General features: G+C 67.9%; 26 protein-coding genes. 12 read left to right on the forward strand and 14 right to left on the reverse strand.

From position 1 onward, the window contains the following. Positions 1-151: 151 nt before the first annotated feature. From gcvH to secA2, 6 genes are all read right to left on the reverse strand, one after another. Positions 152-547, reverse strand: coding sequence for a glycine cleavage system protein GcvH (gene gcvH, locus ACWW1C_RS15035; RefSeq protein ID WP_455979127.1), 396 nt, complete (start codon positions 545-547; stop codon positions 152-154). A 73-nt stretch (positions 548-620) separates the two neighbouring features. Continuing rightward, entirely contained in the window at positions 621-1412 is a 792-nt protein-coding gene (locus ACWW1C_RS15040; RefSeq protein ID WP_455979128.1) for a DUF881 domain-containing protein, read from the reverse strand. After that, positions 1409-1741 (reverse strand): small basic family protein, encoded by a 333-nt coding sequence (locus ACWW1C_RS15045; RefSeq protein ID WP_053856224.1) that lies wholly within the window; start codon positions 1739-1741, stop codon positions 1409-1411. Before ACWW1C_RS15045 ends, ACWW1C_RS15040 begins: the two co-directional genes overlap by 4 nt. Positions 1742-1751: 10 nt before the next feature. Then, positions 1752-2693 carry a DUF881 domain-containing protein gene (locus ACWW1C_RS15050; RefSeq protein ID WP_455979129.1) on the reverse strand — a complete coding sequence of 314 codons (942 nt, stop codon included), beginning with the start codon at positions 2691-2693 and terminating at the stop codon, positions 1752-1754. Beyond that, entirely contained in the window at positions 2690-3301 is a 612-nt protein-coding gene (locus ACWW1C_RS15055) for a CDP-alcohol phosphatidyltransferase family protein (protein WP_455979130.1), read from the reverse strand. The genes ACWW1C_RS15050 and ACWW1C_RS15055 overlap by 4 nt, the downstream gene beginning before the upstream one ends. A gap of 9 nt (positions 3302-3310) precedes the next feature. Further along, positions 3311-5668, reverse strand: a complete 2358-nt coding sequence (secA2, locus tag ACWW1C_RS15060; RefSeq protein ID WP_455979131.1) for an accessory Sec system translocase SecA2 — start codon at positions 5666-5668, stop codon at positions 3311-3313. Positions 5669-5804: 136 nt separating this feature from the next. Between secA2 and ACWW1C_RS15065 the strand changes: the two genes are divergently transcribed. Continuing rightward, a complete protein-coding gene (locus ACWW1C_RS15065; protein WP_455979132.1) occupies positions 5805-7727 on the forward strand; it encodes an ABC transporter ATP-binding protein/permease in 1923 nt (640 codons plus the stop codon). On the opposite strand, the gene ACWW1C_RS15070 is transcribed toward ACWW1C_RS15065, so the two are convergent. The 4 genes from ACWW1C_RS15070 to ACWW1C_RS15085 all read right to left on the reverse strand — a co-directional run bounded on the left by ACWW1C_RS15070 (position 7728) and on the right by ACWW1C_RS15085 (position 11932). After that, positions 7728-9206, reverse strand: a complete 1479-nt coding sequence (locus tag ACWW1C_RS15070; protein WP_455979133.1) for an FAD-binding protein — start codon at positions 9204-9206, stop codon at positions 7728-7730. Positions 9207-9401: 195 nt separating this feature from the next. Next, positions 9402-10082, reverse strand: coding sequence for an Rv1815 family serine proteinase (locus tag ACWW1C_RS15075; protein WP_455979134.1), 681 nt, complete (start codon positions 10080-10082; stop codon positions 9402-9404). Positions 10083-10274: 192 nt separating this feature from the next. Continuing rightward, complete coding sequence (locus ACWW1C_RS15080) at positions 10275-10898, reverse strand: LysM peptidoglycan-binding domain-containing protein (RefSeq protein ID WP_455979135.1); 624 nt, start codon at positions 10896-10898, stop codon at positions 10275-10277. Between the two features lie 164 nt (positions 10899-11062). Continuing rightward, the gene (locus tag ACWW1C_RS15085; protein WP_455984294.1) at positions 11063-11932 is read right to left on the reverse strand and encodes a sterol desaturase family protein; all 870 of its coding nucleotides are present in this window, start codon (positions 11930-11932) and stop codon (positions 11063-11065) included. Positions 11933-12099: 167 nt separating this feature from the next. On the opposite strand from ACWW1C_RS15085, the gene malQ reads away from it, so the two are divergent. The 7 genes from malQ (at position 12100) to ACWW1C_RS15120 (ending at position 19614) form a co-directional block, all read left to right on the forward strand. After that, complete coding sequence (malQ, locus tag ACWW1C_RS15090; protein ID WP_455979136.1) at positions 12100-14247, forward strand: 4-alpha-glucanotransferase; 2148 nt, start codon at positions 12100-12102, stop codon at positions 14245-14247. A 56-nt stretch (positions 14248-14303) separates the two neighbouring features. Next, on the forward strand, positions 14304-14759 hold the full coding sequence (locus ACWW1C_RS15095; RefSeq protein ID WP_455979137.1) for a hypothetical protein: 456 nt from the start codon (positions 14304-14306) through the stop codon (positions 14757-14759). A gap of 162 nt (positions 14760-14921) precedes the next feature. Further along, positions 14922-15821: a metal-dependent hydrolase gene (locus ACWW1C_RS15100; RefSeq protein WP_455979138.1), complete on the forward strand. Its 900-nt coding sequence runs from the start codon at positions 14922-14924 to the stop codon at positions 15819-15821. Next, positions 15821-16924: a PDR/VanB family oxidoreductase gene (locus ACWW1C_RS15105; RefSeq protein WP_455979139.1), complete on the forward strand. Its 1104-nt coding sequence runs from the start codon at positions 15821-15823 to the stop codon at positions 16922-16924. Before ACWW1C_RS15100 ends, ACWW1C_RS15105 begins: the two co-directional genes overlap by 1 nt. Before the next feature lie 64 nt (positions 16925-16988). Continuing rightward, on the forward strand, positions 16989-18278 hold the full coding sequence (locus ACWW1C_RS15110) for a serine/threonine-protein kinase (RefSeq protein ID WP_455979140.1): 1290 nt from the start codon (positions 16989-16991) through the stop codon (positions 18276-18278). Further along, entirely contained in the window at positions 18278-19162 is an 885-nt protein-coding gene (locus ACWW1C_RS15115) for an LLM class F420-dependent oxidoreductase (RefSeq protein WP_455979141.1), read from the forward strand. The genes ACWW1C_RS15110 and ACWW1C_RS15115 overlap by 1 nt, the downstream gene beginning before the upstream one ends. Further along, positions 19153-19614 (forward strand): nuclear transport factor 2 family protein, encoded by a 462-nt coding sequence (locus ACWW1C_RS15120; RefSeq protein ID WP_455979142.1) that lies wholly within the window; start codon positions 19153-19155, stop codon positions 19612-19614. The genes ACWW1C_RS15115 and ACWW1C_RS15120 overlap by 10 nt, the downstream gene beginning before the upstream one ends. Position 19615: 1 nt before the next feature. Here the strand turns inward: ACWW1C_RS15120 and ACWW1C_RS15125 are convergent, their stop codons facing one another. Further along, complete coding sequence (locus tag ACWW1C_RS15125; RefSeq protein WP_455984295.1) at positions 19616-20374, reverse strand: class I SAM-dependent methyltransferase; 759 nt, start codon at positions 20372-20374, stop codon at positions 19616-19618. Between the two features lie 94 nt (positions 20375-20468). Between ACWW1C_RS15125 and ACWW1C_RS15130 the strand changes: the two genes are divergently transcribed. Both ACWW1C_RS15130 and ACWW1C_RS15135 read left to right on the forward strand, forming a co-directional pair. After that, a complete protein-coding gene (locus ACWW1C_RS15130; protein ID WP_455979143.1) occupies positions 20469-21263 on the forward strand; it encodes an LmeA family phospholipid-binding protein in 795 nt (264 codons plus the stop codon). 45 nt (positions 21264-21308) lie between these two features. After that, positions 21309-22112: an SGNH/GDSL hydrolase family protein gene (locus ACWW1C_RS15135; protein WP_455979144.1), complete on the forward strand. Its 804-nt coding sequence runs from the start codon at positions 21309-21311 to the stop codon at positions 22110-22112. On the opposite strand, the gene ACWW1C_RS15140 is transcribed toward ACWW1C_RS15135, so the two are convergent. From ACWW1C_RS15140 to ACWW1C_RS15150, 3 genes are read right to left on the reverse strand one after another with little or no spacing between them, the layout of a single operon-like run. Beyond that, positions 22095-22469, reverse strand: a complete 375-nt coding sequence (locus ACWW1C_RS15140) for a DUF732 domain-containing protein (RefSeq protein WP_455979145.1) — start codon at positions 22467-22469, stop codon at positions 22095-22097. The two genes, ACWW1C_RS15135 and ACWW1C_RS15140, sit on opposite strands and share 18 nt — an antisense overlap. Positions 22470-22520: 51 nt before the next feature. Then, a complete protein-coding gene (locus tag ACWW1C_RS15145; protein ID WP_138249430.1) occupies positions 22521-23084 on the reverse strand; it encodes a hypothetical protein in 564 nt (187 codons plus the stop codon). 51 nt (positions 23085-23135) lie between these two features. Further along, positions 23136-23948 carry a nuclear transport factor 2 family protein gene (locus tag ACWW1C_RS15150; RefSeq protein ID WP_455979146.1) on the reverse strand — a complete coding sequence of 271 codons (813 nt, stop codon included), beginning with the start codon at positions 23946-23948 and terminating at the stop codon, positions 23136-23138. Positions 23949-24043: 95 nt separating this feature from the next. Between ACWW1C_RS15150 and ACWW1C_RS15155 the strand changes: the two genes are divergently transcribed. Further along, on the forward strand, positions 24044-24457 hold the full coding sequence (locus ACWW1C_RS15155) for a hypothetical protein (RefSeq protein WP_455979147.1): 414 nt from the start codon (positions 24044-24046) through the stop codon (positions 24455-24457). 94 nt (positions 24458-24551) lie between these two features. Beyond that, positions 24552-24974, forward strand: coding sequence for a hypothetical protein (locus tag ACWW1C_RS15160; RefSeq protein ID WP_418005913.1), 423 nt, complete (start codon positions 24552-24554; stop codon positions 24972-24974). Positions 24975-25126 lie beyond the last annotated feature (152 nt).

The raw sequence follows: 25126 nt of genomic DNA on the forward strand, positions 1-25126 counted from the left end.
GGCAGTGCTGCCAGCAGTCATCGATGTCGCATACGTCCCACTATTGACCGTACCGCGCGGCGCGGGTCAGTGTGCCCGCCACCGCCGGATCCGCCGAGCCGACTTTGGTGTCGCCACGGCCGAACCGGACCGCAGCACCCTAACAAAGTCGTCAGTCGTCCAAGGTCGCCCGGTAGCCGTCTGCGTCGAGCAGGCCCGCGAGCTGGCTGTCCAGTTCGGCCGCGTCGGCCTGCAGTTCGATGAGCCATCCCGCGTCGTACGGATCGGAGTTGACCAGGTCGGGCGAGCCTTCCAGATCACCGTTGACCGCAACGATTTTCGCGGAGATCGGGGCGTACAGCTCCGAGGTGGTCTTGGGCGACTCGACTTCACCGAACACGTCGCCGGCAGCCACGGTGGTGCCGACCTCGGGCAGATCGACGTAGACCACGTCACCCAGCGCGCCCTGCGCGAAATCGGTGATTCCGACGCGCACGGTGCCCTCGCCGGTTCGGCGCACCCATTCGTGCTCAGTGGTGTACAGCAGATCGGCTGGCGTTTCGCTCACGACGCTCCTTGCAGTTTCAGGTCGGTGTGTTGGTGGGGTACATACGATACGGCTCGACGATCAGGCCCGGCGTCTACTTGACGGGCTGAGCGTATTGGCGTGGTTTCGGTTGCCGCAAGGCGGTGACATCGATCGTGTCGGCCTGTTGCACGGTCATTGTGCCGCCCACCCGTTTCACACTGTCCGTCGCCCCACCAGGGATGTTCATCGCGGCCGCGAGGGTCGGCGGATCACCAATGGCGAGAATGGAATAGGGCGGGTTCATGGTGATGTTGTCGACGACCAGCGCGCCCGCCGTCCCGGTCACCCAGGTGTCGACCCCGACCCGCACCGCGGTCTGCTGATCACCCCCGCCGGACCGGATCTCCATGGCCTCGGCGCCCGCGGCGCGCAGCTCGTTGATGACGTCGAGCAAGGTCTCGGGCGACACGCCCGGAGCGATGTCCTCGATGGTGATGGTGACGCCCGGGCCGGTGGCCGCGACCGTGCCGATCAGGATCGACAGGGCGCGCAGCCGCGCCTGTGCGTTCTCGATGGCGGCCTGGTCACTGTTGCCCGATGCCTGCAGTGACGACAGCGTCTTCTGCAGATCGGCCACCTCGGTGTTGAGGGACGCCTCGCGCTGTTGCAGCGAGTCGAGCAACACCAGCAGATCCCCGGGCCGGGCGGTGTCCAGCGCGTCACCCGACTCGGTCTGACGGACCTGTGTCGCGATGGCGACCCCGAGCAGGACGCAGAGCAGTACGGCCAGCGCACCGAACATCAACTGAGACCGGGTGCGCGGCAGCCGAGCCGGAACGCCGTCGGGCAACTCGTGCCGGCCGTGGTGTTCCTCTTCCGCGTGCTGCTCGCCGTCCACCGTCACGCCCCGAACAACCTGCGCCGCAGCGCCGCCGCATTGCCGAAGATCCGGATACCCAGCACCACGATGATCGCGGTGGACAGCTGCGTGCCCACGCCCAGCTGATCACCCACGTAGACGATCACCGCGGCGACGAGAACGTTGAAGACGAACGAGATGACGAAGACCTTGGCATCGAAGATGCGCTCCAGGTAGGCCCGCAGTCCCCCGAACACCGCGTCGAGCGCCGCCACGACGGCGATCGGCAGGTAGGGCTGAACTGCTTCCGGCACGCTCGGGTGGAAGATCAACCCCACCACGATGCCGACCACCAGTGCCGCGATCCCGATCATGTGCCCCTGCTCACTTTGGTCCAATCTCCTTGGCGAAGTTGACATCTCGTACCGACGCGGCCGACACCGTGAGCCGGTCCCTGGTCTGGACGCTGACTCCCACCCCGTACGACTGGGCGAGCAGCATCAGCCGCTGCATTGCGGGAGTCTGCTCGAACACCTCCTGCATGGCGTGGGGCGGCCCGATCGCGACGACGACGTATGGGCTGGCCACCGGCTGGTTGTCGACGAGGATGCCACCGCCGGCCTGCCGCATGGTCACGTTCGGCCCGATCCGCACCCCGCCGACGGACACCGCCTCGGCACCGGCCGCCCACAACGAGTTCACCGCCAGCTGCAGGTCCCGGTCCAGGATGATCTGCGGGCTGCCTGCCACCCGCTGCTTGGACACGTCCGACAGGTTCGGGCTCGGCGGGGGTTCGGTGACGGTGACGGTCAGGCCCGGGCCGGTCACGGCGGTCACGGCGGCACTGAACTCGGTCTGCTCCAGGGCGGCGAGCAGTTCCCGGCCCTTCTCGTCGCCGGCCAGCCGGCTGCGGCGCGCGGCCTCCACCTGGCCGGCCAGGGCGTCGCGGGTGGCGGTGCTGTCCCGGGTGCGCTCTTCGGCGGTGCGTGCGTTGGCCGACAGCACGTGTTGAGTCTGGTCGTTGGCCGGGGCCATCGACACCGCGTGCTGTGCCGCCGTCACGAACACCACAGACACGGCGGCGACGCCGACCAGTAGCCAGGCGCCGTCGACGAACCGGGAGCCGCTGCGCCGGGCGCCCTCGTCATCGGCCTTGCGACGTTCGGCCGCGGCGGCGTACCCGGGATCGAGGTGATCGGTGAGCAGCGAGCGCAGCAGTGACGGCACCGGAATCCGGACCGGCTCGTCGGCGACGTGACTGTTGCGGCCGGCCTCCGGCCAGTAGCCACCCAGCGCCCGGTCCCGGGGTGTCCCGGCTTCTGTCACGCCGCGGACCTCGCCACCGGCGGCAGTTCTCTGAGCACCATGGTCACCTGGATCAGGTACAGCACGGCGGACCACAGATACATGGCCAGGCCCCACACCAGGAATGCCCAGCCGCAGGCCAGCACGACCCGGCTCCAGGCGTCCGGCCACTGCCCCAGCAGCACCAGCGGGAACCCGGACATCAGCGCGAAGGTCGCGGCCTTGCCGATGTAGGTGACCGGCAGCGCGGTCAGACCTCGGCTCCGCACCAGCGGCAGGGTCGCGGCCAACACCAGGTCGCGGCCGATCAGGGTCAGCACGAACCACCAGGGCACCACGTGCGCGATCGCCAACGCGACCGGTACGACGAGCATGTAGATCCGGTCGACCAGCGGATCGAGCAGCTCGCCGAGCCGCGAGGACTGGTTCGGCACCAGCCGCGCGATCTTGCCGTCCGCCCAGTCGGAGAAGCCGCTGAACATCAGGATCGCGACGGCCCAGCCATTGGCGTGCGCCGACAGCAGCAGGTACAGGAACACCGGGACCAGCAGCAACCGCAACGCGCTGAGCGCGTTGGGGATCGTCAGCACCCGGTCGCCGGAATCGGCTTCCGCGCTACTGGTACTCATCGGCTAAACCTAACGGAACACCCCGGGCAGGCTCAGCGCTGCCATCGTGTCGTCGGCCAGTGGGTTGTCGTGAATCATGTAGGTCCACGTCGACGTCGGGCGCGCCAGCTTCGACAGATCCAGGCCGGGCTCGTCCTCGAGCACATTGGCGGTCTCGAAGGTCTGCTGCGCGGCCTCGATGGCGTCGGCCGCCAGCGACGCGAATGCGTCGACCGCCATGCGGTGGAATTCGTCGAGCGGGTCCTGGCGGCCCAGGGCGCGCAGATGGATGCTCTCGCGGATGTCGGACAGGTAGGCCAGGTGGTCGGCCCAGCCACGGTCCAGGTGGTACAGCATGATCAGCCGGCAGATGTGCTCGAGCTCGTCCTCGGCACCCGCTTCCCCAATCTGGCTGGCCAGTTCCTGGTACCGGTCCGGCGCCAGCTCCTTGAGCTCGTCCCGCGCCGTTGTGGTGCGCAGCAACGTCTCTCGGCGTTCCACGATGATCGCGCGCTGCTGCGCGGTGAGCTGGTTGTAGCGCCAGGTGTTGGCGTGCACGTCCAGCAGTCGGCCCTCCGCCACGCGCTGGGCGTGCTCGAGCATCTGGCCGGCCCGGTCGCTGACGATCCGGCCGTCCTCGTCGGTCTGCATCGGCAGCTTCTCGGGCTCCAGGTGCGAGACGACGACGTCGTCCTCCCAGCTGGAGAAGAACACCGACGATCCCGGATCGCCCTGCCGCCCGGCGCGGCCGCGCAGCTGGTTGTCGAGGCGCTCGGTGTGGTGCCGGCCGGTACCGATGACGTGCAGGCCGCCGAGTTCGGCGACAGCGTCATGGTCGGCTTCGTCCGATCCGCCGAGGCGGATGTCGGTGCCACGGCCGGCCATCTGGGTGGAGACGGTGACGGTGGCGAGCTTGCCGGCCTCGGCGATGACGGCGGCTTCTTCCTCGTCGTTCTTGGCGTTCAGGACGACGGCGGGCACCCCGGCCTTGACCAGTTTCGCGTGCAGCTCTTCGGATTCGGCGACGTCGCGGGTACCGACCAACACCGGCTGCCCGGTCGCGTGGATCTCCTGGATGTGCTCGATGACGGCCTGGTTCTTGGCTGCCGCGGTGATGTAGACGCGGTCGGTCTCGTCTTCGCGGATGTTGGGCGTGTTCGGCGGGATCGGCGACACCCCGAGCCGGTAGAACTGGCGCAGCTGCTCGCCGGCGGCCAGCGCGGTGCCGGTCATGCCGCACACCGTCGGGTAGCGGTTGATCAGCGCCTGGACCGTGATGGTGTCGAGCACCTCGCCCGTCTCGGTGGTCTCGATGCCTTCCTTGGCCTCGACCGCGGCCTGCAGACCGTCGGGCCAGCGCTGCAGCGACGCGATGCGGCCACGGGAGGCGTTGATCAGGTGAACGGCGTTGTCCCGCACGATGTAATGCACATCGCGCTGCAGCAGCACGTGCGCGTGCAGGGCCACGTTGACCTCGGTCAGCGTGGTGCCGATGTGCTCCTCGGAGTACAGGTCGATGCCGCCGAGAGCCTTCTCGAGCTTGCGCGCGCCGGCGTCGGTCAAGTGCACGTTGCGCCGGTCGGCGTCGGTGTCGTAGTACTGCAGCGAGTCGTCAACGCGGTTCTCGGAGGTCATCTCCCCCACCAGCCGGATGATCTCCATACGTGGTGTCTCGCGGTGGGTGGTGCCGGCCAGCACCAGCGGCACCAGCGCCTCGTCGACCAGGACCGAATCGGCCTCGTCAATCAGCGCGACGTCGGGCCGCGGAGACACCAGGTCGTCGACGTGCGTGACCAGCTGGTCACGCAGCACGTCGAACCCGATCTCGTTGACCGAGGCGTAGGTGACGTCGCATTCGTAGGCAGCGCGCCGTTCGGCGGCCGTCGACTCGGCGGTGATCCAGCCGACCGTCAGGCCCATCGCGGCCAGCAGCGGTCCCATCCACTCGGCGTCGCGGCGCGCGAGGTAGTCGTTGACCGAGATGACGTGCACGTTCCGGCCGGCCAGCGCGTAACCGGCGGCGGCGATCGCACCGGCCAGGGTCTTGCCCTCACCGGTGGCCATCTCGACGACGTCGCCGGCCATCATGCGCAGTGCGCCGAGCAGCTGCACGTCGAACGGACGCAGGCCCGTGGTGCGCTCGGCGGCTTCCCGGGCGATGGCCAGGAACTGTGGGATGTCGGCGGCGTCGGCGAGGTCGGACAGCTGCAGCAGCTTGGCCGCCTTGGTGATCTGCTCGTCGTCCAGCCCGGCGGCCTTCTCGTCGAATTCGGCCGATGCCTGAACCTGATTCATCGATCGGTTCTGGTTCTTGTCGGTCGACGCACCGAGCAGCTTCCAGAACTTGCTGCTCAGCCGGCCGGATTTCGCGGTGCTGGTTTTCGCCACAGGTCAAAGGTACCGGTCCGGTCCGGCGGCTCTTCTGCAACCGTCCACCTGCCGGAGGCCGACGGAAGGTGACCACCGTCTCACCTCCGCGCCTGTCGCAGCGCGAACGTCAATAGGGCACGGGTACCTTGCGGGGATGGATTTGTTCACCCCGACCCTCGAATGGGGCAGTGAGCTCACGACCTCGCTGTGGTGGATCGCGAAAGCCTGGCTGATCGCCGCGGTATCGACGCTGGTGGTGGTGACCGCCATCGGCCGGTTCACGGTCTGGGGAAGGCAGTTCTGGCGCATCTCCGGCGCGTACTTCGTCGGCCGCGACAGCATCAAGGTGTGGCTGTGGCTGGCGGCGCTGCTGCTGTCGGTGATCACCGGCGTTCGGCTCACGGTGCTTTTCAGCTATCAGAGCAACGATCTGATGACGAGCTTCCAGGTGGTGGCCTCCGGTCTGGCCGGTCATGACCAGGCGGTCAAGGACTCGGGCGCCCACGGCTTCTGGATGTCGATCGGCATCTTCTCGCTGTTGGCCGTGCTGCACGTCTGCCGCATCATGCTCGACCTGTTCATGACGCAGCGGTTCATCCTGCGGTGGCGCGCGTGGCTGACCGACCGGCTCACGGGCGACTGGCTGGACGGCAAGGCGTACTACCGGTCGCGATTCATCGATGACACCATCGACAACCCGGACCAGCGCATTCAGAGCGATATCGACATCTTCACCGCCGGCGTGGGACCACTGCCCAACACGCCCAACAACATGACCACCTCGACGTTGCTGTTCGGCGCCATCAACGCCATCGCCTCGATGCTTTCGTTCACCGCGATTCTGTGGAACCTGTCCGGGACCCTGACCATCGCCGGGCTCACCATCCCCAAGGCCATGTTCTGGATCGGGCTCGGTTATGTCCTGATCGCGTCGGTGGTGGCCTTCTGGATCGGCCGTCCCATCATCTGGCTGTCCTTCGACAACGAACGCTTCAACGCGGCCTTCCGTTACGCGCTGGTCCGGATGCGCGACGCGGCCGAGGCCGTCGCCTTCTACCACGGTGAGATCGCCGAGCGGACGGGTCTGCGGCGGCTGTTCGCCCCGGTCGTCGACAACTACAAGCGGTACGTCAACCGGATGATCGGCCTCAACGGCTGGAACCTGTCGATGAGCCAGATCATCGTGCCCCTGCCGTATGTCCTGCAGTTCCCGCGGTTCCTCGCCGGTGAGATCAAGCTCGGCGACATGAACCAGACCGCGTCGGCGTTCGGCAGCATCCAGGACGGATTGTCGTTCTTCCGCAACGTGTACGACCAGTTCGCCGGCTATCGCGCCGCCATCATCCGTCTGCACGGCCTGGTGACCGCCAACGACGCGGCCCGGCACCTGCCCGCGCTCGCCACCGAGGACTGCCCCGACGACACCATCACGCTGGAGAAGGTCACGGTGAGCACGCCGGACGGCCGCGAACTCATCGCTCCGCTGGATCTGTGCCTGTACCCCGGCGAAGCACTGGTGGTCACCGGCCCGTCCGGCAGTGGCAAGACGACCCTGCTGCGCAGCCTGGCCAAGCTGTGGCCCTTCTGTCACGGCGCCATGCACTTCCCGATGGACGAGAACGAGACGCTGTTCCTGTCGCAACTCCCCTACGTGCCGCTGGGTGATCTGCGCGCGGTGGTGTCGTACCCGAGCAAGGTCGGCACCCACACCGACGCCGCACTGCAGGAAGTCCTGGGCAAGGTCGCGCTGCCACATCTGGCCAACCGCCTCGACGAGGTGGACGACTGGGCCAAGGTGCTCTCCCCCGGCGAGCAGCAGCGCGTCGCCTTCGCCCGCGTGCTGCTGACGCGGCCGAAGGCCGTGTTCTTCGACGAGTCCACATCAGCACTCGACGAGGGCCTGGAAATGATGCTGTACCAACTGGTTCGGACCGAACTGCCGGATACCACCGTGGTCAGCGTCAGCCACCGCAGCACCGTCGAACAGCACCACCAGCAGGAGCTGGAACTGCTGGGCGACGGCAACTGGCGGCTCACCCGGATCGACGACGAGGACGACGCGCCCGCCCGCGTCTGATCAGCGTGTCGCGGCGTGCTTTCCGGCGCGCCGGCCGAAGAACGACCCTTCACCCAGCTGGGTGCCGCTGGCGTAGCCCTTGCCGTCCTGCGCGATGTTCGACGCGCAGGCGCCCGCGGCGTACAGTCCCGGCACCGCGCTACCGTCCGCGCGCAGCACCTCGCCGTCGCTGCTGACGGACAGGCCACCCATGGTGAATCCGGAGTACAGGGCGCGGCCGAGCGACAGGTCGAATGCCGCCCACGGCCCATTGTCTTGGGCCGCAACGTAATCCGGCTGCTTGTGGAAGTCGGGGTCGTTGCCGGCCGCCGCGTTGGCGTTGTAGCGCTCCAGGGTGGCGGCCAGGTTTCCGGCCGGAATGCCCAGGGCCTCTTCCATTTCCGCGATCGTCTCCCAGCCGTCGATGAACCGGATCAACGGCATCGCCGGCATCTCGGTGTGCGCTTCGTCCACGATCAGGTAGGCCACCTGGTCGGGCTGCTCGAGCACGAAAGCCGAGGTGCGCGAATGGTAGGAGTCCTCGTTGACGAAGCGCCGGCCGTTCTGGTTGACGATGACGCCGGTGAGCAGAACCTCCGGTGGGTAGGCGGCAGCGGTGATGAACAGCTGGTCGAGGTTCTTGGCGACGCCGCCGGCCGACACACCGAGCTTGATGCCCAGCCCGTCGTCGTTCGGGTTGCCCAGGATGTAGGGCTCAACTTCGCCGTGGTGCTTGGTCTTTCGCTTCTGACCGAGCGCCGGCGTGTGTTCGGCCACCATCTCCGGGTTCATCGCGAAGCCGCCCGCGGCGATGACAACCGCACCGGCCTTCACGGCGCCCGTCACCCCGAAGTTCTTCCAGCGGACGCCGACGACGGCGCCCTGCTCGTCCACCACGAGGTTGGTCGCACCGGTCTCGTAGCGCAGTTCGACGCCGAGTTCGTCGGCCCGTTTCAGCAGCAGCTTGATGACCATGTCCGCGCCACCCAGTTCGCCCGGCACGGGGACCGAGTGCCCGCGGGGCGCGGCCTTGGCCTGCTCGCAGAACGGCCACACCTTTTCGTTGCCGGTGTAGGACAGTCCCTCGGTGCCCGGCGGCACCACCACCTTGCCCGGGTAGTAGCTGCGCTCGAACTGAAAACCCAAGTCCTCCAACCAGTTGAAGTGCTCGACGCTGCCGTCGCAGTAGGCGCGGATCTTGTCGTGCTCAGGTTCGTGGGCGACGGCCACCAGATACTTGTACATCTCGTCGGCGGTGTCGTCGTGTCCGGTCGCCAGTTGCACCGCGGTGCCGCCACCGAGGTAGAAGTGGCCGCCGGCCATGGACGTGGTGCCGCCCGCGCCGGCCGCCTTCTCCAGGACCAGCACCTTGGCTCCGGCCGCCGCGGCACTCACCGCCGCACAGCCACCGGCGATACCGAAGCCGATGACCACGACGTCGGCCTCGTCGGACCATTCGGTGACGTCGGCGGCGTTGACGGTCTCGGGAACTGTTTGCATCGTCTCTCCTGGGCCGGTCTCGGTGGTGCCCAGGGCGGTCGATTTCCGGCAACCTGGACACGTGTCTGATCAATGATCGACTAGACAATAACGTCGAGACGGCACCATGGCTAGAACGTGTTCTAGTTTTCTTTCACCCAGCGAGGCCGGCCCTCGACGAGTCGGGGCCGGCGGCGCGCGCCGGAGCGCGGTCCGTCAGCTGCCGGCAGCCTGCTGCACGACGGCGTCATTGGTCTGCTGATCAGTGGCACTCCACGAGACCGCCGCCGGGAAATGCCCCCACGTGCTGTTGAAGACGCCCACCAGGACGGCTCGGTTGTCCGGGGTGATGGTGTAGACGGGCCCGCCGGAGTCACCCTTCTGGCTGACGATGCCGTTGGACATGGTGAACCAGCCGTTGTTCACCGCGTCGACGGTGCCGCACGTCTCGCCGGTGACGACGCCGAAGTGGCACACAGGTGCGCCGCTCTGCGGATTGACCGCGGGATCGGTGACCAGCATCCGCCCGCCCGGCAGGATGTTGTTCACCATGACGTCGCCGGCGATGTTGATCGATTCCCAGTCGGAGATCTGATGGTCGGTCGCGATGGTGGCGCCGTCCGGTGTGTTGTCCCGGAACGTGATCATGGTGCCGATGAAGCGGCCGTCCTTGTCGGTAACGGGTCCGTTGCCGCGGCAGTGACCTGCGGTATAGCCGGTCCGCGCCGCCGGGTCGACATAGCCCAGGGTGCAGCGCGTCGTGCCCTGATGAATCTCCATGCCCGGGTAGACGAGCACTCCAGGATCAGCCGACGCGACCGGCGCCGGGCCGCCCACAGCGAACATCGGCACAGCGACCACGGCTGCTGCCGCGGCCCGCAAACCCCCCACAAACATGACCTTGCTCCCATCACCTCGGGACGGACGTCGCGCCAGCCTACCCCGCAAACCAGAACCCGGGACGGGTAAGCCCCGCGCGACGCCACCGCCGCCCGCTCCGCACCAGCAAACAAACTGCCCCTGAAATCGGACGTTGAAACACACTGGCGGCCCGGATCTTTCGATCCGGGCCGCCAGAGTCCGTCGAGGTCAGGGAATGGTCAGGAGCTGACCGGGCTGAATCAGGTCGGGGTTGTCGATTCCGCTGGCACCGGCAATCTCCGGGTAGCGGTTGCCGTCACCGTAGAACTGCTCGGCGATGGCCCACAGGGTGTCACCGGACTGCACTGTGTAGGTGCGAGCCGCCGGCGCCTCGGGCACCGGGGCGGGCGCGGGCTCGGGAACGACCTCGGCGGCGACGGGCTCGGCAGCCACCTCGGGCTCAGGCGCGGCCTCCGGAGCGGGCTCGGGGGCAGCCGCGACGGGCGGTGCGGGCACCTCGTCGGTGTGGGTGCCCGAGGACCACTTGGCATCGTCACCGCTGTACAGCACCAGGTTGCGGTCGTCCTGCAGCACCAGCCGGACGTTCTCGGCGCCCTTGGTGTCGCTGTGCCACACCGGCTTGTCCGGGGTGTACAGCACGAAGTTTCCGTCCTCCTGCACCTCGGCGCGCTGGACGTCCTGACCGTTGGTGCCGGTGGACCAGACGGACTGCTCCCCGGTGTACAGCACCAGGTTGCCGTCGTCCTGCAGGACCAGACGGTAGGCACCGTTGTTCGACGTCAGCGACTGACCGACCTCGAGCTTCTCACCCTTCTGAAGTGTGTCACCCATGTATGTCCAGCTCCTTTGGTTCTCGGTTCACCCTGTCGACCATCGACAGTACCGCCGGTTCCGGGGACCGCCACCGTTTACGCTCGCCCGAATCAAAACAGTTGGCAAACAATGAGTTATCGCGAGGAAATTCCGGTGCACCGACGACAGCGTTGACACCCCTGTCAACGCGTTGACACAGACTCCGGACCCGCGGGCTGCCATCCCGGCGGGCCGAACACATAGCCCATTCGGTCACCGAACCCGTTGGCCTGACGCACATCTCGGACCATCGAGACGTACTCGTGCGTCTGCAGTTTCCAGATATCGTACGTGCCAACAGGTTTGGTCAATCCATAGTTCGGCCGCGCGGCCTCGGGCGTGAAGCTGCCGAACATCCGGTCCCAGATGATCAGGATGCCGCCGTAGTTCTTGTCGAGGTACTGCCGGTCGCGGCCGTGGTGCACACGATGGTGCGACGGGGTGTTGAAGACGTATTCGATTGGCCGCCATAGCTTTCCGATACGCTCGGTGTGAATCCAGTACTGGTACACCAGGTTCAGCGAGAAACTGGCGAAAACGATCCACGGGGGCACGCCGAGCGCGGGCAGTAGCGCCTTCATCGCGAGGTCGCCGGAGGGATTCCATTTCTGTCGCAATGCGGTGGACAGGTTGAAGTACTCGCTGGAATGGTGTGCCTGGTGGGTGGCCCAGAACAGCCGCACCCGGTGCGCCATGCGGTGGTAGGTGTAGTAGATCAGGTCGACGCCGAGGATCGCGATCACCCACGTGTACCAGGCGTCACCCGGCAGATGCCACGGGGCGACATACACGTAGAGGGCCGCATAGCCGACCAGCGCGAGGAAATTCAGCACCCCGCTGGTGAACAGCGACGTCGCGCCCATCCAGATACTGGCCCAGGCATCGGCGCGCAGGTAGGCGCCGGACGGCGGCCGCTGCCGATCGTCGTGCGCGAGCTTGCGGGCCGCGCCCCACTCCAGCAGCAGCGCCACGACGAAGAACGGAATGGCGTACGAGACCGGGTCGTGCAGCATCGTCGGCAGCACGTCGGACAGCAGATCGGAACTCACGTTCGACACCTCCGCGCGCAGCGTATCCGGACGCGCACCGTCCGCCGGCCGGAAATGCCGTCGCGACGTCCTGTTCGGGACAGTCCGCGCTCACCACCCATGGTGCTCCGAATCGCGGCAAGATGGCGCGCATGACTGATCGGACCGCGTCACTCGTCGAGCTCGCCCGACGCCACGGGGTGGCTACCGAGTACGTCGACTGGAGCGGCGCGCAGCATGCCGTCGCCGCCACCACACTGGTTGCGGTGCTGGCGGCGCTGGGGGTACCGGCCGACTCGGAGGAAGCCTGCGCGGCGGCACTGGCCGATCAGGAACGCGCGTATTGGCAGCGGACGCTGTCCCCCACCATCGTCGCCCGGTCCGGAAAGCCGTCGAGCTTCTGGGTGCACGTCACCCACGGCGCCCCCGTCGGCGTCTGGATCCGGTTGGAAGACGGCTCGGTGCGGGCCGGGCTGCGCCAGCTGGAGAACAACCGTCCGCCGTTCAGCCTCGATGGCCGCCTGATCGGCGAGGCCACTTTCGAGCTGCCCGGCGACCTCCCGCTCGGCTATCACCGGCTGCATGTCCAGGCCGGTGCCGCGGCCGACGCCGAAGCCGTACTCATCGTCACCCCGGATGCGTTGACGCTGCCGAGCCGGTTGGGCAGCGGGCGGGCCTGGGGTCTGGCCACCCAGCTGTACAGCGTGCGCTCGCAAAACTCTTGGGGTACCGGCGATCTCACCGACCTTGCAGACCTGGCGGTGTGGTCGGCCGTCGAACACCGGGCCGATTTCATCCTGGTGAACCCGCTGCACGCCGCCGGGCCGGTGGCCCCGATGGAGCCGTCGCCATATCTGCCGACGTCTCGCCAATTCGCCAACCCGCTGTATCTGCGGGTGCAGGCCATCCCCGAATACACCGCCGTCCGCACGCCGGCCACGCTGCGCAAAGCGCGGGCCGACGCGCAGTCCCGCGCCGACAAGAACGAGTTCATCGATCGCGACGCCGCGTGGAAGTCCAAGCGCAACGCGCTCAAAGAGGTGTATCGGGCCAACCGCTCGGCCGGCCGGTCCGTCGCCTACGACGGCTACCGACGCCGGACCGGGCGCACGCTCGACGACTTCGCCACGTGGTGCGTGCTCGCCGAGAAACACGGCGACGACTGGCGCGACTGGCCGGCGGAGTTTCAGCACCCGGACCACCCAGCGGTCCGGGTCTTCGCCGAAAAGCACCGCAGCCGTATCGATTTCCATCGCTGGCTGCAGTGGCAACTCGATGACCAACTGACCGCCGCGCAGGCGACCGCGGTGCAGACGGGGATGTCGCTCGGCATCGTCCACGATCTGGCCGTCGGCGTGCATCCGGGCGGCGCCGACGCCTGGGCGCTGCAGGATGTGCTGGCCACCGGGGTCTCGGCCGGGGCGCCACCGGACGAGTTCAATCAGCTCGGCCAGGACTGGTCGCAGCCGCCGTGGCGACCGGACCAACTCGTAGAGCGGGCCTATGAGCCGTTCCGCGCCGTGGTCAGGGCGGTGCTGCGCCATGCGGGTGGAGTCCGCATCGACCACATCATCGGCCTGTTCCGGCTCTGGTGGATCCCCGACGGTGCGACGCCCGTCGACGGCACGTACGTCCAGTACGACCACGAGGCGATGATCGGCGTCCTGGCGCTGGAGGCACACCGGACCGGCGCGGTGGTGGTCGGTGAGGACCTCGGCACCGTCGAGCCGTGGGTTCGGGACTACCTGCGCGACCGCGGCCTGCTCGGCACCTCGATCCTGTGGTTCGAGGCTGATCGGGACGGCGGACCGCTGCCCGCGCCCCGGTGGCGCGAGTACTGCCTGTCGGCGGTGACGACCCACGATCTGCCGCCGACGGCGGGCTACCTGGCGGGTGCGCACCTGCGCCTGCGCCGGGACCTCGGTTTGCTGACCCGCCCCTATGAGGAGGAGGCCGCGGCCGATCACGCCGATCAGCAGCGCTGGCTGGATGTCCTGCGGACAGCGGGGCTGTTGCCGCCGAACGCGCCCGACGCGATCGACGCCGACCAGACCGTCGTTGCCCTGTACCGCTATCTCACCCGTACCCCGTCACGGCTACTGGCGCTGGCCCTGCCCGATGCCGTCGGCGACGTGCGGACCCAGAATCAGCCGGGCACCACCGACGAATACCCGAACTGGCGGGTGCCGCTGGCCGGCCCCGACGGCCGGCAAATCCTCCTCGAAGACCTGTTTTCCGATGCGCGCGCGGCCGCGTTGGCGCAGGTGATGGCCGACGCAGTGACACCAGGATTGGCTTGATTCGAGTTTCTCCACCCCGCCATCTGCGCTATCTTCGCTGTACTCGAGGAGGTCAGGTGAAGAAGCTGAAGATGCTGACGGCAGGTGCCGTGGCAGCAGGTGCGGTGGCGGTGGGTGCCACCGCGATGTTCGGCTCGTCGGTGGCCGCATCCGATCCCGGCGGTTCGAACTCCATGAATGTGGTGGGCGAGTCCTATGCCCGGGCCGTCTCGATCCTCAAGAGCCAGGGCGTGCGGGCCACGTTCGGCGGCTCGGTCGGCAGTGATGTGCCACAGGCGCAGTGCATCGTCGATCAGGAGAAGATGGGCAGCCATGGCCGCGTCATCCTGATGCTGAACTGCACCACCAAGGCCGTGGAGAATGCCCAGGCCGGCGCGCCCGCGGCCGGTGGCGGCGGCCCCGCCGGGGCTCCCGGCGCCCCGCAGGGTCCGCACGTCGGCTCCAATGGCGTGACGACGGTGCAGGCGACGCCTGTCGGTCCGCAGCCCGGCATGTCGGTCCCCGGAATGTAATTGTTTGCCGAATCGGCATTTCAGCAGGCCAACGCTCGATTTTTGGCAGCTGGGATGCCGATTCGGCATTTCTCGGCAAAACCCAGTACCGCCGTTCCCACATAATCCGCTTACACTGAATCCACCAGCAACGACGCTTGAGGATCCGGAGGTAGCTGTTTCATGCTGCGCCCACAACGATTCACCCACGAAGTAGACCCGGGTCCGGTGCAGATCCAGGCCCGTAACGTGGCTTTCGCGACCGCGGACAAGCCGAAGGATTGGATTCCCGGCCACCCGGTGTCGTCGCATCTGGTGAACCTGTTGAACGTCATGCTGCCGGCCGGCGAGCGCTGGTTCGTCGAGGTCTTCAACGAGGCGCTGCCCCTCATCAACGATCCGAAGCTGGCCGAGGACGTCCGCGGGTTCATCGGCCAGGAGGCCATGCACGCCGAGGCCCACGACACCGTGATGCACGACTACATGATCGCCTCCGGCGTCGACGTGGCCCCGCTGCTGAACCAGATCGAGTTCGTGTTCGAGAAGGTCCTGGCTCCCTCGAAGACGACCAATCCGCGGCGGAAGATGAATCACCTCATCGAACGGCTGTGGCTGATCGCCGCCATCGAACACTTCACCGCGGTACTCGGCGATTTCGTGCTGAACTGCACGTGGGACGACTACGACGCCGACCCGACGCTGACGGACCTCTACCGCTGGCACGGCGCCGAAGAGGTCGAGCACCGTTCGGTCGCTCATGACGTCGCCACCTACTTCCGGGACAGCTACCTGACCCGGGTACGCGCCATGGCTGTGGCCGGGACCGGCCTGTACGTCCTGTTCCAGCGCGGCATGCGGTTCCTGGTCAAGAGCGACCCGCAGCTGCAGCTGACGTGGTGGCAGATGCAGCGGATGCGGATGCGCGATTCCAAGCTCGGTCTGCTGCCCGAGTACTGGAACCTGTTGTTCGTGCAGACGCTGGCCTACTTCAAACCGAGCTACAGCCCCGAACACATGGGTTCCACGGCTCAGGCCGTCGCGTATCTCGCCAACTCCCCCGCCGCTCGCGCGGCGCACCACTGATGCGCACCCGTCCCCGGGTGCGGCTCGCACCGCCCAGCGTGTTCGGGCTGACGCGCCACGACATCGTGGTGACCGTCGCCGACGCCGTCATCAGCGGCGGGCTCGCGGTGACCACGGCAATCCGGCGCACCCGGCCGCTGGCCACCGTCGACCGGCAGGTTCGGCTCCGGTTGCTCGACCGGCAGGTGGTCGCCCACGACCAGGACGTGGTGGCGCTGACGTTCGGCTCGGCGGACGGCACCGCGCTGCCCGCCTGGCACCCCGGTTCCCACATCGACGTTCATCTGCCCAGTGGTCTGATTCGGCAGTACTCCCTGTGTGGAAACCCCGACGAGCAGGGCACGTACCGAATTGCCGTGCGCCGCATACCCGATGGCGGCGGCGGCTCGGTCGAGGCGCACACGCTCGCGGTCGGTGACGTGATCACCACCAGCGGCCCGCGCAATGCGTTCCCGATGACCGTCCCGGGCTTCGGGTCACCCACACAACGGCTCCGGTTCATCGCCGGCGGTATCGGCATCACACCGATCCTGTCCATGCTCCACCGCGCCGAGAAGCTGGGTATCGACTGGTCGATGATCTACACCGGTCGCGGCACGGACACCCTGCCGTTCCTGGACGAACTCGTCCAATTCGGTTCTCGCGTCACGATTCGCACCGACGATGTCCACGGCCTGCCCACCGCCGACGACCTGCTGGGCGACTGCCCGGCCGGCACCGCCGTCTACACCTGCGGCCCGGCGCCCATGCTGGGCGCGATCCGCGCCCGCCTGGTCGACGCCGACGACATCGAACTGCACTTCGAACGCTTCGCCGCGCCCCCGGTGATCGACGGCCGCGAGTTCGAGGTCGCGGTGGCGTCGACGGGCCAGACCATCGCCGTCGCAGCCGACGAAACCTTGCTGACGGCGCTGATCAAAGCCGGTGTGCACGCACCGTATTCGTGCCAGCAGGGTTTCTGCGGCACCTGCCGCGTGAAGGTACTCGCCGGTGCGGTCGACCACCGGGACGGCCTGTTGACCGAGACCGAACGCGCCGCCGGGCAGGCGCTCATCTGCGTGTCGCGCGCCCAGGGCGACGGCCCGCTGACGCTGGACCTCTGACGTTCCGCCGCGAGCAGTCCCCCGCCTGCGGGGGCTGCTCGCGAGCTCGGTTTACGATGCCCCAATGCCAATGGCCGAGGGGACCGACTTCGCCGGATACACCATCATCCGATGCCTGGGCTCCGGCGGCATGGGTGAGGTCTACGTCGCCCGGCACCCGCGACTGCCCCGGCAGGATGCGCTCAAGGTCCTGCGCCCGGAGATGTCCACCAACCAGGAGTTCCGCGAAAGGTTCCTGCGCGAGGCGGATCTGACCGCCGCGTTGTCGCACCCGAACATCGTCGGGGTGTACGACCGCGGCGAGTTCGACGGCCAGTTGTGGATCTCGATGGAGTACGTCGACGGTACCGATGTCAGCCGCCTGCTCCGGAGCCGTAGCGGTGTATCCGACGGTCAAGCGGTTGCGATCATCAGCGCCGTCGCCGACGCCCTCGACTATGCCCATCAACACGACCTGCTGCACCGCGACGTCAAGCCGGCCAACATCCTGATCAGTGAAACCGATCCGGCTAACAAGCGAATCAAGTTGGCCGACTTCGGCATTGCCCGCTGTGCCAACGACTCCGCGGGGTTGACCGCCACGAACATGACCGTCGGCACGGTGTTCTACGCCGCCCCCGAGCAGCTGACCGGCAGCGTCATCGACGGCCGTGCCGACCAATACGCTCTTGCGGCCACCGCATTTCAGCTCTTCACCGGCGCGCCGCCGTTCGAGAACTCGAACGCCGCGGTGATCATCGGCAAGCACCTCAGCACTCCCCCGCCGTCGCTCTCGCAGAGCCGGCCCGATCTCGCCGCGCTGGATCCGGTGCTCGCCAAGGCCCTTGCCAAAGATCCCAAGGACCGGTTCGACAAGTGTGCCGATTTCGCCCGGGCCCTGCAGCACGGGTTGGGAGTGGCCGGCGCGAATGCCACCATCTTGGCTCCCGCACAGCCGGGCCAGACGCAGGTCCTGCAACCCGACAAGATCAGCCGGTCCCGCCGCTCGCTGGTTCTGCCCGTCGTGCTCACCCTCCTGTTGATCGCCGCGCTTGTCTTCGCGGCCATCGAATTCACGCGCGCCAAGGACGAACAGCCCGCGCCGCAGCGTCCCGCGGCAACCTCCACCACGACCGCTCCGCCGGCCACCACCACGTCGCCGCCCGCCGAAGCGCCCGAGGCGCCCGCGGCACCCACCGAGCCGACCGTCACCAGTACGGTCACGGTCGAGACCACCACCGCCCCGCCGACGACCAGTACTACGGAAGCGCCTGTGCCGGAACAGGAAACACCGATCCGAGAGTGCATGGAACGGACGGGGATGACACGGCTGCAGTGCTGGGAAGAGATTCGCCGAAGCGAGCGGAGGCGTTGATGCCACCCAAGTTCGCCGTGGTCGCGCCCGTGGCGGCCGGAGTCACCGCCGATCCGGTCTGGATGACGCAGTTCGCCCGCCATCTGGAGAGCTGCGGTTTCGAATCCATTGTCGCCGTGGAACATACGGTGCTACTGACCGAGTATTCGAGTGTGTATCCCTACGACGCCTCCGGCCGGGTAGACATCCCGGCCGACTGCGCGGTCCCGGATCCGCTGGACCTGCTCGCATTCCTTGCCGGGCAGACCAGCACACTGGGCCTGGCGACCGGGGTACTGGTCCTGCCCAACCACCATCCGGTGGTACTGGCCAAACGTGTCGCCACGCTGAATGCGTTGTCCGGCGGGCGGATTCGCCTGGCCGTCGGAATGGGGTGGTTGCGTGAGGAGATCGAGGCGTGCGGCGCCCCGTTCGACGCGCGAGGGCGGCGCGCCGACGAGCAGATCGACGTCCTGCGGCTGTTGTGGTCCGACCAGGAAGGCGCCGACCACGCCGGCGAGTTCTTCGAGTTCGCCAATGCCGCTTGCTATCCCAAGCCGGTTTCGCCGATACCGATCCACATCGGTGGGCACAGCCGGGCCGCGGCTCGCCGGGCCGGCCGGCGCGGCGACGGTCTGCAGCCTCTCGGTGTTGCCGGCGCGGAATTGGCGGGGTTGATCGCGTTGATGCGAGAGTCGGCCGAGCGGGCCGGCCGGGACCCTGACGCCCTGGAGTTGTCCCTCGGGCACCTGGTGCCGAAGGTCGATGCCGACCGGGCGGGCCGGCTCGCGGAGCTCGGCGCCGACCGCGTGGTGCTCGCCATGCCGCCGGTCACCGACATCGACGAGGCCAAGGACATGCTGTCGGCGTGTGCCGAACGACTCGGGCTCACGCCATGTCGCTGACGGTGGCCGACCGATTGGCGCTGACCGACCTGGTGCACCGCTACGCCGCGGCCGTCGACGACCGCCGGTTCGACGATGTCGTCGAACTCTTCACCAGCACAGCGGAATTGATCCTCCCCGATCCGCCGCGAGCACTGGACCCGGTGCGGCCCGAGCTTGGGCACGAGGGGGTGCGCGCCGCGATGGCCACCCTGTCCGGCGTCGCCCGCACCCAGCACGAGATCGTCGGCGAGGTCTACACCGACGCCGCGGACCACGCTCGCGGGCGCATCACCTGCGTCGCCCACCACTGGACCCGCGGCGCCGACTCCGACCTCACCGATCTGGTGTGGCACCTGCGGTATGACGACGAGTACGTCCAGACCGATGACCGCTGGCGCATCCGGCGCCGCGCCCTGACGCTCAACGCCATCGAGACCCGGCCCGTCCGCCGCCTCCGCGACCAGCGGTGAGTTAGGCAGGTTGCGCGACGATCAGCAGGGTGTCGCCGCCGACCTGCACGCCACCGTCGCCGATCACCGCGCCCAGCCGGGCGCGCAGCTCCGCGGCGCGGTCAGCGGGGAGCACCAGGTGGTTGGAGTAGGTGAACACCAGGTCCAGCCATTGCTCACGGCTGTACTGCTCACCGCGCTCGTACGTGTGCTGCCGCACGGTGAAACCGGCGGCTTCCAGGTCGGCCACCAGGTCGGTGCTGTCCATCCCCGAGCCCGTCCCGCCGGTAGGTGTCCCGGTCACCAAAGGTGAAGCGGCGTCGAGGAAGTCGCGGTACACCGCAGCGAAGTCCGCGCGCGACGGCTGGACGGGAAACAGCCGGTTCCACGCCAATGCCAGCCGCCCGCCCGGGGCCAGCAACCGGCGTACCTTCGGCAGCGCCGCCGCCGGGTCGACCCAGTGGAACGACTGGGCGAACAGGACCACGTCGAACGTCCGGCCGGCGTCGTCCCAATCTTCGAACGTGGCCACCTCTACCGTGACGCCGTGCTCGGCGGCGATCTCGGCCATTCTCGGATCCGGTTCCAGCGCAACCAGTTCCGCCCCGTGGGCAATCAGCTGGCGGGACGCGATCCCGGTTCCGGCGCCGACGTCGAGCACCCGGACCGAGGCCGGGCCGACCAGTTCGTCGAGCATGGGCTCCGGGTACCGGGGCCGGTGCCGGTCATAGGCACGGGCGGCACCGCCGAAGGAATCAGCGCGGTCGCGTTGCCGGTACAGCTCATCAGACTCAGCCACGACTCGACGTTACCGGGAGACCGTGCCCCCGACTCCGACTGGTGCACCGGCGGCAGATCCAGGCATGCTGGAGCCCATGACGCGTCCGCCGCGCCGGTGGGACCCGCTCCGACCGTTCGATCTGTTCACCTCGGTGGTGTCGACCGCCGCGGTGCTGCCGGTGAGCACCGGGGCGGCCGCGGCGTATCGGACGGCGCTGCTGACGGTGCGGCCGCTGGTCATCGGCCGCCGGATCACGGTCCGGCTGAGTACCAGCGACCTGGCTCTGACCGTCGCCGAGTTCGATTCCCGGTGGGACGCGAGCATCTTCGCCGTCGGCCATATCGGCACCGTCAACATCACCGCGAACAAGGTGAAATGGGCCGGCACCGTGCTGAATTCGATCACGGCGAAGCTGCACAACCTGCATGTCCGGCCGTCGGTTCCACCGATGCTGGCCGCCGCGCCCGTGCAGCTGATGGTCGAGGTCCCTTCCGACTCGCTCGACGAGCTGATCCGGGCCGCTGAGCCTCGGGTCAGCACCGAGATCGGCGTGGACGGCGTCGCCCGAATCCGGTTGTCGCGCTTCCGCTCCGGGTCCGTCGAGGTCGATCCCCAGCTGCATGGCAACACGCTGTGGCTCAAGCCCCGCGGCCTGACGGTGGGTTCCACCCGGGTGCCGGTGCCCGGCCTCGCTCCGGCCTACCCGGTGCGGCTGCCCGAGCTGCCGTTCGGCATGACCCTGACCTCGGTCGAACTCGGTCCGGGCGTCGTGCGGGTCGGCGCGATGCTGCCGGAATGGCAGTTCGATCTACCCCGCGCCGTGCTGGACGAACTGATCAACCAACTCAGCGTGGTGGGCCGCCCGCTCGACGTGATCTGGCCGGGCTGACCGCCTGCGCTGAAGATCTGCCGATCGTTCATTACAGTCACGGTCGTGACCATCGGCTACTCCCGATACGTCGCGCTCGGCGACAGCCAGACCGAAGGCCTGTTGGACGTGGACGGCACAGACGACAACGCCATTCGGGGATTCGCCGACCGCCTGGCCTGGCGGCTCAACGCGTTGCAGCCCGGGCTTCACTACGCGAACCTCGCGGTGCGGGGCCGGCGCATCAGTGACGTACTCGACCGGCAACTGCCACTCGCCCGCACGATGAACCCTGACCTGATCACGAGCTGCATCGGCATGAATGACGTCACGCGGCCGGTGCGCAGCTTCGACCAGGCGCTGGCGGACATGCGGCGCGTGCACACCGAGCTCGCCGCGACCGGCGCGACCGTCGTCACGACGACGTTTCCCGATATCGCCCGCATCCTGCCGGTCGGACGGCTGCTCAGCGGCCGGCTGCGCCGGATCAACGAGGTGATCCGGGCCGATTCGAAGCACTTCGGATTCCGCCTGGTCGACCTGTCGGCGGCCACCTCGATGCTCGATCCCGCCACCTGGGCCGTCGATCGGGTGCACGGCTCCCCGCACGGTCATCAACTGTTCGCCGATGCCGCGGCCGAGGCGCTGGGATTGCCGGGCAGTGACCACCGCTGGGCAGAGGTCGATGGCGAACTTGTTCTGCCGCGACTGCGCGAGCGGATGTACTCGCAGCTGATGTGGGCCCAGAACATGCTGATGCCCTGGGTGTGGCGGCACACGCTGGGCAGTTCCCGGGGAAAGGGTCTCGAGCCGAAACGCCCGGTCATGACGCCACTCGACGCGCAGTCGGCGTTATCCGAGGCCGAGTAGTCCCATGGGCAGCGGCGATTCGCCACGGCCGAGCGCACCGACGACCCCCGGGCAGAACGACGAGATCGCGAAGCCGGTGAACATGGTGGCCGGGCCCAGCGACATGCCGGACGTGTCCGCGACCTTGGCTGCGGCGTCGGCCAGGGTCTGGCCGGGCTGAGCGAGCATCGGACACACCGACTGGCCCAACGCGACCGGGTCAGAGCCGTTCGGCAGCATCATGTCGGCGTTGCCGAGCGCGTTGTTGAAGGCGTCGACACCCGCATCTGCGCTGGCCGAACCGGCCGTGACCAGGCTACCGACGATGCCGGCGGTGGTTGCTGCGATTGCGATGGCGGTACCGAATGTGCTCTTCATGATCCCTGCATCGTACGGGAATCAAATTGCCGATACCGCCTCGCGGCCGTCTCAGACGCCGGTCCAGGCGCTCGCGATCCGGGTTCCGATGTCGATGACCTTGGCATCTGCGCCGTTGATCTCGCCTGCCACATGGTGGGCGATGAACCGCCGGATCTCGCCGTCGACGTTGGCGACGATCCGGAGCAGCTCCGCGCGGATCGACGACGACGTGACGTGGATGGCGATGTCCGACGACCGCGGCGTCTTGACGTCGATGACGAGCAGCAGTGGGTGCGCGGCCCGCGCGGTCGCGGTCAGGTTGATCTCGCCGAACACCATGAACCGCGGCCGGTCGATGCGCAGGTCGAGCGTCATGTCGATTTCCAGCGGGATGCGGATCGCAAAGGTGATCTCTTCACCGAGCGTCCTGGCCACCACGGGGTGTTTGATCTGCACGCGTGCGGTGACCTTGGCGAGCCCGCCGGGTCCCTGGGCGATGGGACCCATGTCGAAGGCTTCACCGGCGATGCCGCCGATCGCGTCCGCGACGCGCTCCTCACTGACAGCGACCTCGAAGAATCGTCGACCGAACTCCTCGTAGGACATGTATTCGTGTTGTGGTTGCACTGGCATGGTGTGACTACGTTCTCATGTCGGGGACGGAAGCCGCGGCAACTGGCGGCTTCATTCGGCAAAGAGTCGCAGGCCGCTGATACCCCGACTCCCGAGGGCCAACTCCGCGATGACCACCCCGCGGTAGCCGTCGCGCCGGACCCCGGCCAGGACGTACCGGCCTGCGGCTATCACCTTCTCCACCCGGGTTCCCGTCAGCTCCTCGACGAGTTCGGAGACGCTGAGGCGGACATCGAAGCCGCGGGTGATCTGCGATGGCTCACTCAGCCGCCGCTTGACCGCCAGGGCATCACCGGTCGCGGCGTCGGCCAGCAGCGCGGTGAGCAACCGTTTTGCCCGGGTTCCGCCGGTGCGCAGGCCGGCGAGGAATCCCACCGCGCCACCGGGTCCCTGGTTCCGCAACAGTGCCCCCGACAGTCCCAATCCGGCCGGGAGGGCCGCGGCACCGCAGCGCACGAACTGCGCGACCATGCCCGGAAGTTCCCAAAACGCTTGCAGCCGAGAAATTTTCAGTGACGGATCGGAGCCCTCGGTCACCACGTCGTACTGCAGGTAGACCGGAATCCGCAGCTGCACATTGGCGCCCATGTGCACTTCCAGTTCCAGGTCACGCACGACGGTGTTGCCGAGCACGATGTCGGCGTCGCGGTGGAACACGATGGTGCGGGGCCCGATGAAGGTGTCGTAGAACTGTCCGATCGCGCGGTGCCCGACGTGCGGCCGCGAGCCGACCGGGTCCTCGACACGTCCATCGGCGCTGAACAGACCCACCCAGGCCGCCTTGTCATGCGCCGCGGTGGCGGCGGGCGAGCGCTCGACGGTGGCCAGGAGGTCATCGCGGGTCGGCGATTGCGGTGCGGGCATGTCTCCATCGTCCACCACCGCCGAGTTCGGCTGCGAGGGGATGGCCGGCCGGATGGTCGTGGCAGATGTCGCCGATGTCGCGCACACTGGTCGGTATGAGCAACAACGGCCCGTTCGGCATCGATCCCGAAGAGTTCGATCGCGTCCTGCGCGAGACGGGCGAGGGCATCCGCGGCGTGTTCGACCGCCTCGGCCGCGGTGCTGCCTGGGCCAACGTGATGAACGACCTGACCCGGACGCCGCGGCATGCCACGCAGCCCGAGACGACGGGTGACACGGGCGACGGGGTGTGGGTGGTGTACACCGTGGCCGCGGACGGTGGGGCACACGTCGAGGAGGTCTACCCCTCCGAGTTGGAGGCGCTGCGGGCGAACAAGAACAACACCGACCCCTCCCGCAAGGTCAGGTTCCTGCCTTACGGCATCGGGGTGAGTGTGTTGGACGCGCCCGAGCAGACCGCGACGCCGCCGGCAGACGACGATCAAGCTCCGCGGCACGAACCGCACTGATATTGACCTGTCGACAATATCCCCGGCGACGCGGCTGACACGCTACGCTTTGCCACATTGTCGTGTGGCAGTAGTGCGAGGGGAGATGACCAGGATGTTTCGGGTACTGACGGTGGCCGCAGCGATCGCCGGAACCGCCATCGGGCTGGCCCCGTTCGCGAGTGCCGATCCGGCCCTGGGCGGCAACGACGATCCCGGCCGCTACCCCACCGATGTCCCCGGCATGAACTACCAGGCCGTCAACGGCGCACCGTGCGACAGCCACGACATCTTCATCTTCGGCCGCGGCCCCGGCGGCGCGTCGATGGCGTGTCACTGGATCCCCAATCAGTGGCCGCCGGTCGACACCGGATTCTGGGGCTACTCCTATGCGATCCAGGGCGTCAAGGACATCGGTTCTCCGTGCCCGGGTCCGCAGACCGCGGCCCAGGCCCCCGACGGCCGCCCGCTGCTGTGCCTCGGCCCGCAGGGCTGGCAGCCCGGTTTCAAGACCGGCGACGGGTTCTTCCCGAGCTGACCGCTACGGCTTGACCCGCCACGCCTGACCCGCTGCCCCACAGACCGAGCGGGCCGCGCCACCACGGGGTGACCACTGCGGCGGGGCGTCGACCGTCTACCTCCGGCAGTCGTTCGCAGCCAATTCGTCTGCAGCGCAACATTTTCGCCTCC

The organism is Mycobacterium sp. HM-7 (assembly GCF_053852335.1).

Bases quoted from the DNA above. Each gene is read 5' to 3' on its own strand.
- ACWW1C_RS15045 (WP_053856224.1), bottom strand. From the start codon at position 1,741: ATGATCGGGATCGCGGCACTGGTGGTCGGCATCGTGGTGGGGTTGATC.
- ACWW1C_RS15085 (WP_455984294.1), bottom strand. From the start codon at position 11,932: ATGCTGCACGACCCGGTCTCGTACGCCATTCCGTTCTTCGTCGTGGCG.
- ACWW1C_RS15160 (WP_418005913.1), top strand. From the start codon at position 24,552: ATGTTTCGGGTACTGACGGTGGCCGCAGCGATCGCCGGAACCGCCATC.
- ACWW1C_RS15070 (WP_455979133.1), bottom strand. From the start codon at position 9,206: ATGCAAACAGTTCCCGAGACCGTCAACGCCGCCGACGTCACCGAATGG.
- ACWW1C_RS15120 (WP_455979142.1), top strand. From the start codon at position 19,153: ATGTCGCTGACGGTGGCCGACCGATTGGCGCTGACCGACCTGGTGCAC.
- ACWW1C_RS15065 (WP_455979132.1), top strand. From the start codon at position 5,805: ATGGATTTGTTCACCCCGACCCTCGAATGGGGCAGTGAGCTCACGACC.
- ACWW1C_RS15140 (WP_455979145.1), bottom strand. From the start codon at position 22,469: ATGAAGAGCACATTCGGTACCGCCATCGCAATCGCAGCAACCACCGCC.
- ACWW1C_RS15150 (WP_455979146.1), bottom strand. From the start codon at position 23,948: ATGCCCGCACCGCAATCGCCGACCCGCGATGACCTCCTGGCCACCGTC.
- ACWW1C_RS15075 (WP_455979134.1), bottom strand. From the start codon at position 10,082: ATGTTTGTGGGGGGTTTGCGGGCCGCGGCAGCAGCCGTGGTCGCTGTG.
- ACWW1C_RS15110 (WP_455979140.1), top strand. From the start codon at position 16,989: ATGCCAATGGCCGAGGGGACCGACTTCGCCGGATACACCATCATCCGA.
- malQ (WP_455979136.1), top strand. From the start codon at position 12,100: ATGACTGATCGGACCGCGTCACTCGTCGAGCTCGCCCGACGCCACGGG.
- ACWW1C_RS15055 (WP_455979130.1), bottom strand. From the start codon at position 3,301: ATGAGTACCAGTAGCGCGGAAGCCGATTCCGGCGACCGGGTGCTGACG.
- ACWW1C_RS15155 (WP_455979147.1), top strand. From the start codon at position 24,044: ATGAGCAACAACGGCCCGTTCGGCATCGATCCCGAAGAGTTCGATCGC.
- ACWW1C_RS15105 (WP_455979139.1), top strand. From the start codon at position 15,821: ATGCGCACCCGTCCCCGGGTGCGGCTCGCACCGCCCAGCGTGTTCGGG.
- ACWW1C_RS15080 (WP_455979135.1), bottom strand. From the start codon at position 10,898: ATGGGTGACACACTTCAGAAGGGTGAGAAGCTCGAGGTCGGTCAGTCG.
- ACWW1C_RS15130 (WP_455979143.1), top strand. From the start codon at position 20,469: ATGACGCGTCCGCCGCGCCGGTGGGACCCGCTCCGACCGTTCGATCTG.
- ACWW1C_RS15145 (WP_138249430.1), bottom strand. From the start codon at position 23,084: ATGCCAGTGCAACCACAACACGAATACATGTCCTACGAGGAGTTCGGT.
- ACWW1C_RS15100 (WP_455979138.1), top strand. From the start codon at position 14,922: ATGCTGCGCCCACAACGATTCACCCACGAAGTAGACCCGGGTCCGGTG.
- ACWW1C_RS15115 (WP_455979141.1), top strand. From the start codon at position 18,278: ATGCCACCCAAGTTCGCCGTGGTCGCGCCCGTGGCGGCCGGAGTCACC.